This window comes from Achromobacter pulmonis (genome assembly GCF_002885955.2).
GTDB classification, from domain to species: Bacteria; Pseudomonadota; Gammaproteobacteria; order Burkholderiales; family Burkholderiaceae_B; genus Achromobacter; species Achromobacter pulmonis_A.
In genome coordinates this window covers 236,122-250,605 of sequence record NZ_POQS01000008.1, presented here as the reverse complement: position 1 = coordinate 250,605, position 14,484 = coordinate 236,122, and the positions used below count along the sequence as shown (strand labels likewise).

Below are 14,484 nucleotides of genomic sequence, written 5' to 3'. Positions count from 1 at the left end.
CCATCAGGCGTAGAAATGCCAGCCCAGGTAGGCCGCGAAAGCCAGGTACAGGCCGCCCACCGCCGACAGCGCCGGCACGCTCATGGCCGCGCGCTGGAAGCGCAGCCACAGCAGGCCGATCGACAGCATGGTGAACAGGCCGGCCACCAGCAGCGGCGCATCCAGCAGCCACGGCGTCATGAAGATGCCCAGCGCGCTGGGTATGGTGGCCTGGATCATCATGGCGCCCGAGATGTTGGCCAGCGCCAGGCGCTCCTTGCCCTGCCGCACCCAGATGAGCGCGTTCATGATTTCGGGCAGTTCGGTCGCCACCGGCGCCAGCAGCAGGGCCGCGACGTGGGGCGAGGCGCCCATCGCCACGCCCAGCGCCTCGATCTGGTTCACGAACACGTGCGAGGCGCCCGCGATCACCACCAGCGCCAGCACCGTCTGCACGATCGCCCAGGACAGCGACGGGTCCTCGTCGCGCGGGCGCAGCTTGAGCGGCTCCAGGTCTTCGCTGTCCAGGCTTTCCTCGTCGTTGCTGAGTTCGCGCTTGACGTAGAGGGCGTAGGTGGCCAGGAACAGGATGCCCAGCCACGGTTTCCAGGCGAACGCCAACAGGCCCAGGCCGACCTTGAACACGAAGATCCCCATGAACCAGGCCTGGTCGCGGGCCAGCCTGCGCTGGTCCGCATTGATACAGTCGGCCTGGCTCACGCGGCCGCGGCGCGCGCGCCACAGCGCCAGGCCGACCACGGCATAGGCCAGCGTGGCCAGCACCAGCGGCCCGCCCATGGCGGCGCCGACGCCGATGTCCTTTTGCTCGGGGGTGTCGCCGAAGACCACGGCCATGAAGGTGACCGCGCTCTCGGGCAAGGCGGTGCCGAACGCCGCGAGCACGGTGCCCGTGGCGGTGGCGCCGAGCTGGAAGCGGTGGCCGACCCACTCGACGCCGTTGACGAAGAATTCGCAGGCGAAGTAGATCACTGCCGCAGACAGGAAGAACAGGAACAGGGTGAGGAACATATAGACGCAGCCGGACGAGCAGAAACCATTGGCGCGACATCGCGGCTCGCCCGGCCAGGGGTGAACGCAATGCGGCCAAAGGTCTCGCCTGGCTGATCCATGCGGCGGGCGCGCCGCCGAGCATGGAAACCGCTAACGCCATGGAGTTCTAGCGGCTGCTCCGCAGCGCTGAACCACCAAGTCTGTTGACGCTAGCTCCTTTGAGGGGGCAAAGGATGGCTACTCCCCAATGACAGAGCGGCGATTGTAGCAGCCCGTGCCGATCCGTCCAGTCATTTCGGCATGACCGCGCGGGGTGTCGTGTTTGCGGTATGGCAGGTAAAGTAAACGCCATCCCCAACCCTTGCCGGGGCTTGCGCCCCCGCCCGCCATGAGCCTGCCTCCCGACGATATCGCCCCCTTCGCCGCCCGCCGCCAGCGCCTGATGGAACAGATGCGCGCCGCGGGAGGCGGTATCGCCGTCCTGGCGACCGCGCCCGAGGCCGTGCGCAACCGCGACGCCGAATATCCGTACCGGCACGACAGCGATTTCTTCTACCTCACCGGCTTCACCGAGCCGGACGCGTGGCTGGTCCTGATCGCCGGCGCGTCCGACCGCGCCCTGCTGTTCTGCCGGCCGCGCAACGCCGAACACGAAATCTGGGAAGGCAAGCGCTTCGGCCCCGAGGCCGCCGCGGCGCATTTCGGCTTCGACGACGCCCATCCCGTCGACGCGCTGGACGAGCTGATGCCCACGCTGCTGCTCGACCATCCCACCCTGTACGCCCCGCTGGCGGGCGACAAGCGCACCGACGGGCGGCTGCACCGCTGGCTGGCGGCGGCGCGCGAGGCCAGCCGCGGCGGCCACGCGCCGCCCGCGCGCCAGCAGGACATCCGGCCGGTGCTGGCCGAGATGCGGCTGGTCAAGGACGCCTCGGAGATCGCGGCGATGCGCCGCGCGGCCAAGATCTCGGCCGGCGCCCACGCGCGCGCCATGCGCGTGTGCCGCCCCGGCATGCACGAATACGAACTCGAAGCCGAACTGCTCTACGAATTCCGCCGCCACGGCGCGCAGTCGGTGGCCTACAACAGCATCGTGGCCGCCGGCGCCAACGCCTGCGTGCTGCACTATCCGGCCGGCGAGGCCGTGCTGCGCGACGGCGACCTGGTCCTGATCGACGCCGGCTGCGAGGTGGACAGCTACGCCAGCGACATCACCCGCACGTTTCCGGTCAACGGCCACTACAGCGGCCCGCAGCGCGCGCTGTACGACCTGACGGTGGCGGCCCAGGAGGCTGCCGCCCAGGCCACCGCGCCCGGGCGCGGCTTCAACGACGCCCACCAGGCGGCGCTGCGCGTGCTGGCGCAGGGCATGCTGGACCTGAAACTGCTGAAAGGCTCGCTCGACGGCGTGCTGGAATCCGGCGACTACAGCCGGTTCTACATGCACCGCACCGGCCACTGGCTGGGCCTGGACGTGCACGACGTGGGCGACTACCGCCAGCCCGGCCCCGCCCAGGGCGCCGAGCGTCCATGGCGCAGGCTGGAGGCCGGGATGATGCTGACCATAGAACCCGGCATCTACGTGCGGCCGGCCGGCGACGTGCCCGAGGCCTACTGGAACATCGGCATCCGCACCGAGGACGACGCGCTGGTCACCGACGAGGGCTGCGAGATCATCACGCGGGGCGTGCCGGTGCAGGCCGGCGAGATCGAGGCGCTGATGCGGGAATAGCGGGCGCTAGAACACGTAGCCGTCCAGCCAACCCATCGCCACCCAGGTATAGACCACCACCATCGCGATCGCGCCCATGGACGCGATCGCGCCGACCAGGCAGGCCAGCAGGGCCACCAGCACCGGCCCCCAGGCCGTGTTGCTGGGCCGGCCCAGGCCGGGGTTGTAGAGGCGGTCGAATTTCTCGTCCGGCATCAGCGAGAACACCGCGCTTTCGATGAACCCGTCGATCATCGGAATGAACAGCAGGAAGAAGGCGGGGTTGTCGTACCAGACCGGATAGAAACGCAGCGCGCAAAAGCCGCTGACCAGCGCCAGCGCGGTCACCACCCAGGCGTGGCGCCGGCCCAGATACCACCAGTGCGCGCCCATCCACCCGAAGAAACAGGCCAGCAGGCCCACGGCGACCTTGCCGCGGGGACGGCGGGCGGATGCTGTAGACAACGGGGAGGATTGCGCCTGGGCCTGCGTCATGTCGATCAACCGGTAAGGGGAACGCCGGCGCCTGGGCGCGCCGGCTCTGCGTGCGATTGTAGTGGACGGTTAAAATCCGCGGATGACCTCATCCGCCTTCGACATTGCGATACTCGGCGCCGGCCCCGTGGGCCGGGTGCTGGCCCTGATGTTGGCGCGCGTGGCGCCGGACCCGGCCCGCATCGCCCTGCTCGCGGGCAGCGCGCCCGCCCCGGCCGCGGCGGCCGCTGCGCCGGCCGCGGACCCGCGGGTGCTGGCCATGAACCACGGCAGCCGCGTGCTGCTGGAATCGCTGCAGGCCTGGCCCGAGCGCTCGGCCGACATCCGCAACATCCATGTGTCGCAGCGCGGGCGGCTGGGCCGCACCCTGATCCAGAACACCGATTTCGGCGTGCCCCAACTGGGCAGCGTGGTCGCTTACGCCGGGCTGTACGCGAAACTGGACGAGCGCGTGGCCGACAGCGGCGTGACCGTGCTGTCCGGGCCGCCCGCCCGGATCGACCGCCAGGACGGCGACGGCGTGCGCATCCGGCAGGGCGAGACCGAACTGCTGTGCCAGGTCGCCGTGCAATCCGACGGCGCGGGCGCTTCCGACCTGCGCCGCGACTACGGCCAGCACGCCGTGCTGACCAGCGCGCAGGCCACGCTGCCGCGCCGCGGCTGGGCCTGGGAACGCTTCACCGCGGAGGGTCCGCTGGCCCTGCTGCCCCATCCGCAGACGCCGGACGCCTATTCGGTGGTCTGGTGCTGCGCGCCGGAACGCGCCGCCGAACTCGCCGCGCTGGACAACGCCGCGTTTTCGCAAGCCCTGTCCGCGGCCTTCGGCGACCGCCTCGGCCGCCTGTCGAGCCAGGCGCCGCGCCACGTCTTCCCGCTGGCGCTGAGCGCGCGCCGCGCGCAGGTCCACGGCCGCGTGGCGGCCATCGGCAACGCCGCCCAGACCCTGCACCCGGTCGCCGGCCAGGGCCTGAACCTGGGGCTGCGCGACGCCGCCCGCCTGGCCCAGACGCTGGGCGGCTGGCTGGCCCATCCCCAGGGCAGCCCGGCCCCGGCCCTGACCGAGTTCGCCCGCGCCCGCCACGTGGACCGCGCCATCACCGCCGGCCTGACCGACCTGATGCCGCGGGTCTTCGCCACCGGCCTGGCGCCGGTCGAGCACGCCTGCGGCCTGGCCCTGCTGGCGCTGGACCTGGCCTCGCCGCTGCGCGCGCCGCTGGCCCAGCATCTGCTGCAGGGGTTCCGCGCCTGAGTCCTCTCGACCCGTCCCCCGTCGGGGCGGCTCGGTTTGCTTTGGTCGTCCATCGTTACCAGCCGTTTGCCGGCCGGAAAAATGAGGGCGCGATCGAGCCGGTTAAAATGTGAGCATGCGCATAGGCCAATGGTCCCTTCCCAACAACGTTCTGGTCGCGCCCATGGCGGGCGTGACGGACCGTCCTTTCCGCCAGCTCTGCAAGAAGCTGGGGGCCGGCTACGCCGTCTCGGAAATGGCCGCCAGCAACCCGAAGCTGTGGGATAGCGTCAAGACCTCGCGCCGCCTGAACCACGACGGCGAAATCGCCCCGGTCTCGGTGCAGATCGCCGGCGCCGATCCCGCCATGATGGCGGAGGCGGCGGTGTTCAACGCGAATAAAGGGGCCCGGATCATCGACATCAACATGGGCTGCCCGGTCAAGAAGGTCTGCAACGTCGCCTCCGGGTCGGCGCTGCTGCGCCACGAAGACCTGGTGGCCCGCATTCTCGATGCCGTGGTGTCGGCCTGCGCGCCGCTGGGCGTGCCGGTCACGCTCAAGACCCGCACCGGCTGGGACCGGGAGAACCGCAACGCCTTGCGCATCGCGAAAATGGCGCAGGAGGCCGGCATCGCCGCCCTCACCCTGCACGGCCGCACGCGCGCCGACCTCTATACGGGCGAGGCGGAATATGACACCATCCGGGCCGTCAAGGCGGAGCTGGACATCCCCGTGGTCGCCAACGGGGATATCGATACTCCTGAAAAAGCCAGGCGCGTCCTGGATTACACTGGCGCCGATGCGGTCATGATCGGCCGGGCGGCCCAGGGCCGTCCGTGGATTTTCCGCGAAATCGACCACTACCTGCGCACGGGCGAAACACTGGCCCCTCCCTCATACGGGGAAATGCGCGAGCTGTTGCTCGAACATCTCGACGACCACTACCGGTTCTATGGCGAGCACACCGGCGTACGCACGGCGCGCAAGCACATCGGCTGGTATCTGGACGGCCTGCCGGGAGCGGATTCGTTCTGCGCCCGCATGAATCTGATCGACAATACCCGAGACCAGTGGCGGGCGGTGTCGGACTGGTTCGACCTCATCTCGCGCGACGGCGGGCCTCATCCGGCGCCGATCGCAGAAGCCCTGCTGGCGGCATAACCGCCTCAACACCACCAACATAAAAATATCTGTACTCAAATGAGCAAGAAAGATGTCCTGGAAGAATGCGTGCGCGCCAGCCTGGAGCGCTATTTCGAAGACTTGGGCGAATCCGAGCCCCACGACATGTGGGACATGGTGATGCGTTGCGTCGAACGCCCGGTGCTCGAAGTGGCGCTGGAGCGCTCGGGCGGCAACCAGTCGCGCGCATCCGAAATGCTGGGCATCACCCGCAACACGCTGCGCAAGAAGCTGCTGGCGCACAATATCCAGGTATAGCTTTCCCGCGCGGGAGAGGCGCCGCGGCGCGCCGCCCGCTCCTTCAAGATTTCCCATCTGACCAGAACGAGAAAGGCGTCCCGCCCCACTCCCGTCCCTCACCATGAAAATCGAAACCGCCCTGCTTTCGGTGTCCGACAAGACCGGCATCGTTGAATTTGCCCGCGCGCTGGCCGCGCGCGGCGTGCGCCTGCTGTCGACCGGCGGCACCGCCAAGCTGCTGGCCGACTCCGGCCTGACCGTCACCGAAGTGGCCGCCCACACCGGCTCGCCCGAGATCCTGGACGGCCGCGTCAAGACGCTGCATCCCAAGATCCACGGCGGCCTGCTGGCGCGCCGCGACAGCGCCGAGCACATGGACACCATCAAGGCGGCGGGCATCGATCGCATCGACATGCTGGTGGTCAACCTGTATCCGTTCCGCGAAACCGTGGCCAAGCCGGACTGCACCTTCGCCGACGCGGTCGAGAACATCGACATCGGCGGCCCGGCCATGCTGCGCGCGGCGGCCAAGAACCACGGCACCGAAGCCGGCGGCGTGACGGTGGTGATCGACCCGGTCGACTACTCGCGCGTGCTGGCCGAAATGGACCAGGGCGGCGCCACCTCCTACGGCCTGCGCCTGGCGCTGGCCGCCAAGGTCTACGCCCACACCGCCGCCTACGACGGCGCCATCGCCGCCTACCTCAGCAGCCTGGCCGACGCCGAGCCCAAGCAGGACGCCGTGCCGGCGCGCAACGAATGGCCGGGCACGCTGACGCTGCAGGTCAAGCAGGAGCAGGCGCTACGCTACGGCGAGAACCCCCACCAGACCGCCGCCTTCTACGTCGACGCGCAGCGTCCGGCCGGCCTGCTGGGCAACTACCGCCAGCTCCAGGGCAAGGAACTCTCGTACAACAACATCGCCGACGCCGACGCCGCCTGGGAATGCTCGCGCAGCTTCGAGGCCCCGGCCTGCGTCATCGTCAAGCACGCCAACCCCTGCGGCGTGGCGGTCGCGGCCGACACGCTGGGCGCGTACCAGCAGGCCTTCAAGACCGACCCGACCTCGGCCTTCGGCGGCATCATCGCCTTCAACCGCCCGGTCGACGCCGCCACCGCCGAAGCCGTCAGCTCGCAGTTCCTGGAAGTGCTGCTGGCGCCGGCCTATGACGGCGCCGCGCTGGCCATCCTGGCGGCCAAGAAGAACGTGCGCGTGCTGGAAGTGCCGATGGGCACGGGCCAGAACGCCTTCGACGTCAAGCGCGTGGGCGGCGGCTGGCTGGTGCAGAGCCCGGACGCCTACAACGTGCCGCGCGACGCGCTCAAGGTGGTCACCAAGCGCCAGCCCACCGAGCAGGAAATGAACGACCTGGCCTTCGCCTGGAAGGTCGCCAAGTACGTCAAGTCCAACGCCATCGTGTTCGTGGGCGGCGGCATGACGCTGGGCGTGGGCGCCGGCCAGATGAGCCGCATCGACTCGGCCCGCATCGCCTCGATCAAGGCGGAAAACGCCGGCCTGACGCTGAAGGGCTCGGCCGTGGCCTCGGACGCCTTCTTCCCCTTCCGCGACGGCCTGGACGTGGTGGTGGCGGCGGGCGCGACCTGCGTGATCCAGCCCGGCGGCAGCGTGCGCGACGACGAAGTGATCGCGGCGGCCGACGAGCACGGCATCGCCATGGTGCTGACCGGCACCCGCCACTTCCGCCACTGATGCGCGTCCTCGGCATCGATCCCGGCCTGCGCCGCACCGGCTTCGGTGTGATCGATGCCGACGGCCCGCGGCTGCGCTACGTCGCCAGCGGGACCATCGTGGTCCCGCCGGCGCTATCCCTGCCCGAACGTCTCAAGGTCATCCTGGACAATCTGCGCGAGGTCGCGCGCGACACGCGGCCCGACGTGGCCGCGCTGGAAATCATCTTCCTCAACACCAACCCGGCCTCCACCCTGCTGCTGGGCCAGGCGCGCGGCGCGGCCCTGTGCGCGCTGGCCGACAGCTCGCTGGCGGTGCACGAATACACCGCGCTGCAGATCAAGAAAGCCGTGGTCGGCACCGGCCGCGCCGCCAAGGAGCAGGTGCAGATGATGGTGCAGCACCTGCTGGCGCTGGACGGCGCGCCCTCGCCCGACTCGGCCGACGCGCTGGCCTGCGCGATCTGCCACGCCCACGTCGGCCCCCTCCAGGACAAGCTCGACCGCCTGGGCGGCGCCCTGCACATGGGCGGCAAGACCCGCATCCGCAACGGCCGCCTGCTGGGCTAGGGCCTGTGCGTGGCTCCTTTTAGTGTGAACAGGCCCTAGCGCCCAGCGTATAGAATCCCCGCATTCGCCGCGCATCGCGCGCGGTTCCACTCTTGCCAGGCCTGCCATCACCATGATCGGACGCATCACCGGAACCCTGATCGAAAAACTTCCGCCCACCATCTGCGTGGACGTGGGCGGTCTGGGCTATGACATCGACGTGCCCATGAGCACGCTGTACGCCCTGCCGGACAACGGCGCGCGCGTCACGCTCTACACCCACCTGACCGTGCGCGAGGACGCCCACATCCTGTACGGCTTCGCCACCGCCGGCGAACGCAGCGCGTTCCGCGAACTCATCAAGGTCAGCGGCATCGGCGCGCGCACCGCGCTGGCGGTCCTGTCGGGGCTGTCGGTGGCCGACCTGGCCCAGGCCATCACCCTGCAGGAATCCGGACGCCTGACCCGCGTGCCCGGCATCGGCAAGAAAACCGCCGAACGCCTGCTGCTGGAAATGCGCGGCAAGCTCGGCGCCGACATCGGCGCGACCCCGCACGCCGCGCCCGACAGCCAGTCGGACATCCTGAACGCGCTGCTGGCGCTGGGCTACTCCGAGAAGGAATCGCTGTCGGCGCTGAAGACCCTGCCAGAAGGCGTGGGCGTGTCCGACGGGATCAAGCAGGCGCTCAAGGCATTGGTGCGCTGAGCGGGGCCCGCTGCGAAAGACCGCGGTTTGCGCCGCCCGTCACAGATACCGCGGCGCGACGGCTTCCAGGCCGGTCGGCACCACGTGCAGCTCGGGCGCTATCGGCCCGCCGCAGACGTTGTCGCGGCGCAGGGAGTCCAGGTTGTCGCGCGACATCAGCGGCGTGCCGGGCAGGCATTCGAACAGCATGGCCTGCATGCGGCCCACGCCCATCGGCATGTTGAGCACCGGCCGCGGATGGCCGCTCCAGGCGGCGCACAGGCGCGCGATCTCGCCCAGCGTATAGACCTGCGGGCCGCCCAGTTCATAGGTCTTGCCGCGGGCGCCGGGGTCGCGCAGCGCCGCCATCAGCGCGGCCACCACGTCGCCCACGTACACCGGCTGCATGCGCACGTGGGCGCCGGCCAGAGGCAGCACCGGCAGCCAGCGCGCCAGCCGGGCGAACATATTGGTGAACTGGTCGTCGGGGCCGAACACGACGGAGGGACGGAAGATGGTCCAGCCGCCTTCGCGCCAGCCGGCGAATTCCTGCTTGATGGCGGCCTCGCCATCGCCCTTGGAGCGCTGGTACATGCTGTCGCCCTGCGGGTCGGCGCCCAGCGCGCTGACGTGCAGCAGGCGCGGCACGCCCTGGCGGCGGCAGGCCTGCGCGATGCGCTGCGGCAGCAGCACGTGCGCCCGCGCGAAGTCCGAGCCATAGGGCCGGCCTGAATTGCCATGCAGGATGCCCACCAGGTTGACGACCGCGTCGCAGCCGCGCGCCAGCGCGTCCAGCGTGGCGTCGTCGTGGACGTCGCGTTCGAGCAGGGTGACGGTGGGGAAGATCTGCAGATCGCGCCCACGGCTGAAACGGCGGGTGGGCACGATGATTTGTTGCGGCTGCGCGCTGAGCCGCGCGATCAGGTGGCGACCGATGAAACCGGTGCCGCCAATGACAAGAATACGCATGCGCAGCCCCTGTTCGTCAGGATTCAGCCCCGATTCTGCCCTGCACGGGCGACAACCGCAAGCGCGCATCGGCGGCCGGCCGCGCCGGCCGCCGCCGGCGTGCGTCAGCCCGCCAGCAGTCTGGCGTAGGCCGGGAGATCGACGTTGCCGCCGCTGATGATCACCCCGACCCGGGCGCCGCGCACCGGCACCACGTTCTGCATCACCGCGGACGCGCCCAGGCAGCCGGTGGGCTCGACCACCATCTTCATGCGTTCGGCGAAGAATTTCATGGTGGCGACCAGCTGCTCGTCGGTCACCGTGACGATGTCGCGCACGTGCTTCTGGATCAGCGGGAAGGTCAGATTGCCCAGGTGCGTGGTGGCGGCGCCGTCGGCCAGGGTCTTGGGCGCCGGAATGCGGACGACTTCACCCTTGCGCAGGGACTGCTGGCCGTCGTTGCCGGCCTCGGGCTCGACCCCGTAGACCAGGCAGCGCGGGCTCAGCGCGTAGGCGGACAAGGCCGAGCCGGCCAGCAGCCCGCCGCCGCCCAGGCAGACGAACAGATAGTCCAGCTCGCCCACGTCCTCGAACAGCTCCTTGGCCGCGGTGCCCTGGCCGGCGATGACGTCGGCGTGGTCGTAGGGCGGGATCAGCGTGGCGCCGGTCTCGGCCTGGATGCGGCGCGCGATGGCCTCGCGGTCCTCGGTGTAGCGGTCATAGGTGACGATCTTGCCGCCGTAGCCCTCGGTGGCGGCGCGCTTGGCCGCCGGCGCGTCCAGCGGCATGATGATGGTGGCCTGCACGCCCTGCAGCCTGGAGGCCAGCGCGATGGCCTGGGCATGGTTGCCCGACGAGAACGTGACCACGCCCGCGGCCCGCTGTTCGGGCGTCAGGCGCGCGATCGCGTTGTAGCCGCCGCGGAACTTGAAGGCGCCCATGCGCTGGAAGTTCTCGCACTTGAAGAACAGCGAGGCGCCGCTGATCGCGTCGGCGGTGGCCGAGGTCAGCACCGGCGTGCGGTGCGCGTTGCCGGCCAGGCGCTCGCTGGCGCGCGCGACGTCGTCGTAAGAGGGCAATTCGGGCTGCATGGGGAATCGGTCCTTGAAGGGAAACGGAACCCCAGGATGATAAACCCGCCGCCGCCCCTCGGGCGCGGGCGGGCCTATTTGCCGAACAGGTCGCCCGATCCGCTGGCGCTGCCGGCCGGCGGGGTCAGCCCCAGGTGGCGCCAGGTCGTCAGCGTGGCCGTGCGTCCGCGCGGCGTGCGCTGCAGGTAGCCGTGCTGGATCAGGTAGGGTTCGATCACGTCCTCGATGGTGTCGCGCTCTTCGCCGATGGCCGCGGCCAGGCTGTCCACGCCCACGGGGCCGCCGTCGAACTTGTGGACGATGGCTTCGAGCAGCTTGCGGTCCATCAGGTCCAGCCCCTGCGGGTCGACTTCCAGCATGGCCAGCGCGCGGCCGGCCACGTCCGCGTCGATGATGCCGCCGGCCTTGACCTCGGCGTAGTCGCGCACGCGGCGCAGCAGCCGGTTGGCGATGCGCGGCGTGCCGCGGGCGCGGCGCGCCACCTCGGCCGCGCCTTCCGGCGTGATGCCGGCGTTGAGCAGGCCGGCGCTGCGCGTGACGATGCGGCCCAGGTCGGCGGCGTCGTAGAACTCCAGCCGCGAGACGATGCCGAAGCGGTCGCGCAGCGGATTGGTCAGCATGCCGGCGCGCGTGGTCGCGCCCACCAGCGTGAAGGGCTGCAGGTCCAGCTTGACGCTGCGCGCGGCCGGCCCTTCGCCGATCAGGATGTCGATCTGGAAGTCCTCCAGCGCCGGATAGAGGATTTCCTCGACCACGGGCGACAGGCGGTGGATCTCGTCGATGAAGAGGACGTCGTTCTTTTCGAGATTGGTCAGCAGCGCGGCCAGGTCGCCCGGGCGCTCCAGCACCGGGCCGGAGGTCTGGCGCAGCTGCACGCCCATTTCATGGGCGATGATGTGGGCCAGCGTGGTCTTGCCCAGGCCCGGCGGGCCGAACAGCAGCACGTGGTCCAGCGCCTCGCCGCGCTTTCTGGCGGCGGCGATGAAGATTTCGAGCTGTTCGCGGGCGCGCTGCTGCCCCACGTACTCGTCCAGGGCCTTGGGCCGCAGCGCGCGTTCGATCGACTCCTCGTTGGGAGATACCGGCTGCGGCGCCACGATACGGGGGGCGTCGGGGCGGGAGGAAAGCGAATCGGACTGGATGGCCATGGTGCGGAAACGGCAAAGGACGAAGCAGGATGCATCGTACCGTAACCCTAGTGTGCTTTCCCGTAGATACGCCCGCACGAAATTCCCCCCTTGACGCCAGGGCGTCGTTGCAAATCCTCGCGATACCTACGGGTATCGCTGCGGTTTGCGCCTAGCCCTGACGTCAAGAGGAGAAATTTCGTCATGCGGACGCATCTACGGGACAGCACACTAGGCGGTTTCCGACAGGGGCAGCCGCACCCGCACGCACAGGCCGCCGGAATCGGCCGCGCGCAGCTCCAGCGAGCCGCCGTGGGCGCGCGCGATGGCCTCGGCCAGGGCCAGGCCCAGCCCGACGCTGCCGGTGCGCGTGCGCGCGTCGTCGAGCCGGCTGAACGGGCGCAGCGCCTCGCGGCGGCGCTCCGGCGCGATGCCGGCCCCGTGGTCGGCCACGTCCAGCACCGCGTAGCGCCCTTCGCGGCTCAGCGTCACGTCGACCGGCGGCGCGCCGTGGTTCAGGGCGTTGCCGATCAGGTTGTCCAGCAGCCGGCCCAGCGCCACCGCGTCGGCCTGCACCACCAGCGCCGCGTCGTCGTCGGCGCCGTTGCGCAGGCGGATGTCGGTGCCCGCCCCCTGCCAGGCGCCCACGCGCTCGATCAGCCAGTCGCCCAGCACCATCGAGGCGTAGCGGTAGGCGGCCGGGTCGGTTCCGCGCACGAAGCCGATGAACTGGTCGACCATGTGCTGCATGTCCTGCAGGTCGGCGCGCAGGCCTTCCTTGAGCTTGGAATCGTCGGCCAGCTCGATGCGCAGCCACATCCGCGACAGCGGCCCCTTGAGGTCGTGCGGCAGGCCGGACAGCAGCGTGCGGCGCACCGAATCGGATTCGGCCAGCGCGTCCAGCATGGCGTTGAAGCGCTCGCCCAGCACCCGCGTCTCGTGCGGCCCCGAGGGGTCGACGCGCTGCGGCTGCCCCGCGGCCAGCCGGTCGGCGGCGTCGGCCAGCCGCGTGATCGGGCGCGTGATGTGCCAGGAAAAACCCACGGCCAGGAGCAGCAGCAGGCCCAGCCCGCCCAGCCAGGCGGCGATGAAGGGCGTGGTCACGGGCGGGTCGAGCCGGTCCAGCGGGATCACCAGCCACTCGCGCAGGCGCGGCACGTCCTCGGTGTTGGAATTGGGGGCCAGCGAAATGAAGATTTCCGGCGTGGGCCCGCGCGACAGGGCCACGCGCGTGCCGTCGTTGAGCCGCTCGTTGAGCTGCTGCACCAGCCCGCGCAGGTCCTGGCGGATGTCGTCCGGCTCGGGCTTGTGGCGCCGCCTGAACTCCTGCTCCGCGCGGCGTTCGTCGCGGTCGTCGTCGCGCACTTCGGGCGGCGGCGGCGCCGGCGGGCCGTGCAGCTGCGGATCGGCCGACGGCGGCGAGGGCGGCGTGGGCGCGGGCTTGGGCGGCGGCTTGGCGCGGCGGCCGTTGAAACGCTGCAGCTTGGCTTCGGCCGGCAGCACGCGCGACCACAGGCGCCACTGGTTCTGCGAGGCCGTGCGCACGAAATCGGCGCGTTCGTCGGCCGGCACCTGCGACACGGCGGCCCGCAGCGTGCGGATGGTGGTGACGATGTAGCCGATCGCCACCTCTTCCATGAACTTGTGGCGGAAGTAGGACACCGTCACCAGCGTGGCCGCCTGCGTCAGCAGCACCGCGCCCAGGATCAGCAGGATCAGCCTCGCCCGTAGCGAGCGCGGCATCAGGAAACCGGGAGAAAAGCGCATCGGGACGGGGCTCTAGGGCGAAAACCGGTAGCCGATGCCCCAGACCGTCTGGATCCAGCGCGGCTGCTTGGGATCGTCCTCGATCACGCGGCGCAGGCGCAGGATGGCGATGTCGATGGCGCGGTCGTTGCGTTCGCCGGCGTCGTCGTCGCGCGCCAGGGCCAGCAGGCGTTCGCGCGACAAGGGCTTGCCGGCATTGCGCACCAGCGCTTCGAGCAGGTTGATCTCGCCGCCCGTCAGCTTGACCACGGTGCCGTCGCGCGAGAGCTGGCGCGTGGACGGATCGAACAGGAACGGGCCGAACGAGACCGGCGCGTCCTTGGTCAGGGCGGACGGGCCGCGCTTGCGGCGCAGCACGGCCTCGATGCGGGCCAGCAGTTCGCGCGGATCGAAAGGCTTGCCGACGTAATCGTCGGCGCCGGCCTCCAGGCCGATGATGCGGTCCACCGCCTCGTCGCGGGCGGTCAGCAGGATGACGGGGATGTCCTCGCCCTGTTCGCGCAGGCGGCGACAGGCGTCGGCGCCGTCGCCGCCGGGCAGCATGCGGTCGAGCACCAGCAGGTCGGGCGCGTAACGGGTGATGCGGGCCGACAGGTCGGTGGCGTCGGGCGCCAGCAGCGTGTCGTAGCCGTGCCGGTTCAGGTAGTCGGCAAGCAGCTGCCGCAGGGCCGGATCGTCGTCGACGACCAGCAGCTTGGTGTGGGGATTGTCCATGGATGCCATAGTGGGGCGCGGCGCGTCGGGCCGCAAGAGGCAGGAAATCAACTGAAATATACCTGTT

At 70.2% G+C, this 14,484-nt stretch carries 14 protein-coding genes and 1 riboswitch; of the genes, 7 read left to right on the top strand and 7 right to left on the bottom strand.

Annotated features, from left to right (window positions below; all coding sequences use genetic code 11):
• Window positions 1-3: 3 nt before the first annotated feature.
• Window positions 4-1,008 carry a sodium:calcium antiporter gene (locus C1I89_RS27640; protein WP_102775576.1) on the bottom strand — a complete coding sequence of 335 codons (1,005 nt, stop codon included), beginning with the start codon at window positions 1,006-1,008 and terminating at the stop codon, window positions 4-6.
• 43 nt (window positions 1,009-1,051) lie between these two features.
• Window positions 1,052-1,249: riboswitch (yybP-ykoY riboswitch) on the bottom strand.
• 129 nt (window positions 1,250-1,378) lie between these two features.
• Here C1I89_RS27640 and C1I89_RS27635 point away from each other — a divergent pair.
• A complete protein-coding gene (locus C1I89_RS27635) occupies window positions 1,379-2,722 on the top strand; it encodes an aminopeptidase P N-terminal domain-containing protein (protein ID WP_102775575.1) in 1,344 nt (447 codons plus the stop codon).
• Between the two features lie 6 nt (window positions 2,723-2,728).
• Here the strand turns inward: C1I89_RS27635 and C1I89_RS27630 are convergent, their stop codons facing one another.
• Window positions 2,729-3,196: an NINE protein gene (locus C1I89_RS27630; protein WP_102775656.1), complete on the bottom strand. Its 468-nt coding sequence runs from the start codon at window positions 3,194-3,196 to the stop codon at window positions 2,729-2,731.
• Window positions 3,197-3,278: 82 nt separating this feature from the next.
• On the opposite strand from C1I89_RS27630, the gene C1I89_RS27625 reads away from it, so the two are divergent.
• From C1I89_RS27625 to ruvA, 6 genes are all read left to right on the top strand, one after another.
• Complete coding sequence (locus C1I89_RS27625) at window positions 3,279-4,445, top strand: UbiH/UbiF/VisC/COQ6 family ubiquinone biosynthesis hydroxylase (RefSeq protein ID WP_102775574.1); 1,167 nt, start codon at window positions 3,279-3,281, stop codon at window positions 4,443-4,445.
• A gap of 115 nt (window positions 4,446-4,560) precedes the next feature.
• On the top strand, window positions 4,561-5,586 hold the full coding sequence (dusB, locus tag C1I89_RS27620; RefSeq protein ID WP_168202257.1) for a tRNA dihydrouridine synthase DusB: 1,026 nt from the start codon (window positions 4,561-4,563) through the stop codon (window positions 5,584-5,586).
• Between the two features lie 39 nt (window positions 5,587-5,625).
• A complete protein-coding gene (locus tag C1I89_RS27615; RefSeq protein WP_006217670.1) occupies window positions 5,626-5,865 on the top strand; it encodes a helix-turn-helix domain-containing protein in 240 nt (79 codons plus the stop codon).
• Window positions 5,866-5,968: 103 nt separating this feature from the next.
• Complete coding sequence (gene purH / locus C1I89_RS27610; RefSeq protein ID WP_102775572.1) at window positions 5,969-7,558, top strand: bifunctional phosphoribosylaminoimidazolecarboxamide formyltransferase/IMP cyclohydrolase; 1,590 nt, start codon at window positions 5,969-5,971, stop codon at window positions 7,556-7,558.
• Complete coding sequence (gene ruvC, locus C1I89_RS27605) at window positions 7,558-8,106, top strand: crossover junction endodeoxyribonuclease RuvC (RefSeq protein WP_102775571.1); 549 nt, start codon at window positions 7,558-7,560, stop codon at window positions 8,104-8,106. Before purH ends, ruvC begins: the two co-directional genes overlap by 1 nt.
• Before the next feature lie 112 nt (window positions 8,107-8,218).
• Window positions 8,219-8,791 carry a Holliday junction branch migration protein RuvA gene (gene ruvA, locus C1I89_RS27600; protein WP_102775570.1) on the top strand — a complete coding sequence of 191 codons (573 nt, stop codon included), beginning with the start codon at window positions 8,219-8,221 and terminating at the stop codon, window positions 8,789-8,791.
• A gap of 39 nt (window positions 8,792-8,830) precedes the next feature.
• On the opposite strand, the gene C1I89_RS27595 is transcribed toward ruvA, so the two are convergent.
• The 5 genes from C1I89_RS27595 to C1I89_RS27575 all read right to left on the bottom strand — a co-directional run bounded on the left by C1I89_RS27595 (window position 8,831) and on the right by C1I89_RS27575 (window position 14,417).
• Window positions 8,831-9,739 carry a complex I NDUFA9 subunit family protein gene (locus C1I89_RS27595; protein WP_102775569.1) on the bottom strand — a complete coding sequence of 303 codons (909 nt, stop codon included), beginning with the start codon at window positions 9,737-9,739 and terminating at the stop codon, window positions 8,831-8,833.
• Between the two features lie 104 nt (window positions 9,740-9,843).
• Window positions 9,844-10,809, bottom strand: a complete 966-nt coding sequence (locus C1I89_RS27590; RefSeq protein WP_102775568.1) for a threo-3-hydroxy-L-aspartate ammonia-lyase — start codon at window positions 10,807-10,809, stop codon at window positions 9,844-9,846.
• Between the two features lie 74 nt (window positions 10,810-10,883).
• Window positions 10,884-11,957 carry a Holliday junction branch migration DNA helicase RuvB gene (gene ruvB, locus C1I89_RS27585; protein WP_102775567.1) on the bottom strand — a complete coding sequence of 358 codons (1,074 nt, stop codon included), beginning with the start codon at window positions 11,955-11,957 and terminating at the stop codon, window positions 10,884-10,886.
• A gap of 210 nt (window positions 11,958-12,167) precedes the next feature.
• Entirely contained in the window at window positions 12,168-13,703 is a 1,536-nt protein-coding gene (locus C1I89_RS27580; RefSeq protein WP_181391069.1) for a sensor histidine kinase, read from the bottom strand.
• 12 nt (window positions 13,704-13,715) lie between these two features.
• Window positions 13,716-14,417 (bottom strand): response regulator, encoded by a 702-nt coding sequence (locus C1I89_RS27575; RefSeq protein ID WP_102775566.1) that lies wholly within the window; start codon window positions 14,415-14,417, stop codon window positions 13,716-13,718.
• Window positions 14,418-14,484 lie beyond the last annotated feature (67 nt).

Coding starts and splice junctions, on each gene's coding strand:
- purH (WP_102775572.1), top strand. CDS start 5,969: ATGAAAATCGAAACCGCCCTGCTTTCGGTGTCCGACAAGACCGGCATC.
- C1I89_RS27590 (WP_102775568.1), bottom strand. CDS start 10,809: ATGCAGCCCGAATTGCCCTCTTACGACGACGTCGCGCGCGCCAGCGAG.
- ruvA (WP_102775570.1), top strand. CDS start 8,219: ATGATCGGACGCATCACCGGAACCCTGATCGAAAAACTTCCGCCCACC.
- C1I89_RS27635 (WP_102775575.1), top strand. CDS start 1,379: ATGAGCCTGCCTCCCGACGATATCGCCCCCTTCGCCGCCCGCCGCCAG.
- C1I89_RS27615 (WP_006217670.1), top strand. CDS start 5,626: ATGAGCAAGAAAGATGTCCTGGAAGAATGCGTGCGCGCCAGCCTGGAG.
- dusB (WP_168202257.1), top strand. CDS start 4,561: ATGCGCATAGGCCAATGGTCCCTTCCCAACAACGTTCTGGTCGCGCCC.
- C1I89_RS27625 (WP_102775574.1), top strand. CDS start 3,279: ATGACCTCATCCGCCTTCGACATTGCGATACTCGGCGCCGGCCCCGTG.
- ruvC (WP_102775571.1), top strand. CDS start 7,558: ATGCGCGTCCTCGGCATCGATCCCGGCCTGCGCCGCACCGGCTTCGGT.
- C1I89_RS27640 (WP_102775576.1), bottom strand. CDS start 1,008: ATGTTCCTCACCCTGTTCCTGTTCTTCCTGTCTGCGGCAGTGATCTAC.
- C1I89_RS27630 (WP_102775656.1), bottom strand. CDS start 3,196: ATGACGCAGGCCCAGGCGCAATCCTCCCCGTTGTCTACAGCATCCGCC.
- C1I89_RS27580 (WP_181391069.1), bottom strand. CDS start 13,703: ATGCGCTTTTCTCCCGGTTTCCTGATGCCGCGCTCGCTACGGGCGAGG.
- C1I89_RS27595 (WP_102775569.1), bottom strand. CDS start 9,739: ATGCGTATTCTTGTCATTGGCGGCACCGGTTTCATCGGTCGCCACCTG.
- C1I89_RS27575 (WP_102775566.1), bottom strand. CDS start 14,417: ATGGACAATCCCCACACCAAGCTGCTGGTCGTCGACGACGATCCGGCC.
- ruvB (WP_102775567.1), bottom strand. CDS start 11,957: ATGGCCATCCAGTCCGATTCGCTTTCCTCCCGCCCCGACGCCCCCCGT.